3 protein-coding genes are annotated in these 983 nt (G+C 64.2%); all 3 read right to left on the bottom strand.

Translation table 11 applies throughout. From position 1 onward, the window contains the following. Window positions 1-228, bottom strand: a 228-nt coding sequence (locus BN1800_RS39520; RefSeq protein ID WP_244564837.1) for a nucleotidyl transferase AbiEii/AbiGii toxin family protein, incomplete at its 3' end; no start/stop codon positions are given. A gap of 22 nt (window positions 229-250) precedes the next feature. Beyond that, window positions 251-715: a type IV toxin-antitoxin system AbiEi family antitoxin domain-containing protein gene (locus tag BN1800_RS42115; protein WP_244564836.1), complete on the bottom strand. Its 465-nt coding sequence runs from the start codon at window positions 713-715 to the stop codon at window positions 251-253. Next, a partial coding sequence (locus BN1800_RS42110; RefSeq protein WP_210191327.1) for a hypothetical protein occupies window positions 699-983 on the bottom strand: 285 nt, incomplete at its 5' end. The genes BN1800_RS42115 and BN1800_RS42110, both read right to left, overlap by 17 nt.

Here is a 983-nt window from a genome sequence, read left to right as displayed (position 1 = left end):
GCTAGCCGCGACGCCTCCGGGCGCGCCGCCGTTGGCGGCGCCGGTGATACGATCCAGCGTTTCATCGATCTCGGCTAGGCACCCCGCGCGGTCACGGACCGGCAAGAAGGTCAGGTCGATATCGACCGAAAGCCGGGGCATGTCGCGATAGAAGCGATTGATCGCGGTCCCGCCCTTTAGCGCAACGACCTTTTCCGCTGCGATAAAGGGTAGAAGCCGCACCTGCAGCGCGACCTAGGCGGCATAGGCTTCACGGGCCATCGGCAGCTCCTGTTGAGGTTTCGAAGGGACCATGATGCGGTAGCGGGGGATGGATTTTGCCGCCCTTCACCAGGGTGCAGTCGCCCGTGCCGAGCTTGAAGTCGTCGGGATTAAGGCGTTCACGCCAGCAATGTTTGTGGCGATCGGCGAACACGAAGAACAGGCGCCTGACCTTGATCTTCCGGCAGCTCTGCAGCAGCGCCATCAGACGGCGCGGATTGAGCGTGGCGAGCCCCTCAAACACCGTGTCGAGATTGTGGAAGCTCTCATGGGCGGGCAGTTCGTCGATGGGTTCCAGAATGGCGCGCTCCGGTGACGACATGCGGATCACCCAGCCCCATTGCGTCGTAAGAGCGTTGCCGGACTTGTTCTCGGTGAGGCCCAGCTCGGGTCGCTGAACAAGGACGTGCCGCGGGTGATGAGAGGCGCGTTGAGCTTCAGGCGCGGTAGCCATGACAGGATATCGTCGCCCTAGAGCCACACAGGTGTAGGAGCGCCAGAGGCAGGTAATGGCGATAGCCCTGCTCGCCGAGGGCGGTTATGCCACCGGCATGGATCTTGTAGCTCCTAATGTCTGGAGCGAGGGCAGGAAGGTCTGCCAGTCGAGCGGGGCCGGCTGCGGCGCCGGACGACGGAAGACGCCGCGCAGCAGCGCGGCGCCGGTTTGTCAGGCGCGGCTCGAGGCGGCGATGGAGGGATAGTCGGTATATCCTTCGGCGCCG

This window comes from Rhizobium sullae, assembly GCF_900169785.1.
Lineage (GTDB): Bacteria > Pseudomonadota > Alphaproteobacteria > Rhizobiales > Rhizobiaceae > Rhizobium > Rhizobium sullae.
The sequence above is the reverse complement of the archived record's forward strand: the minus strand, read 5'-3'. Positions and strand labels throughout refer to the sequence as shown.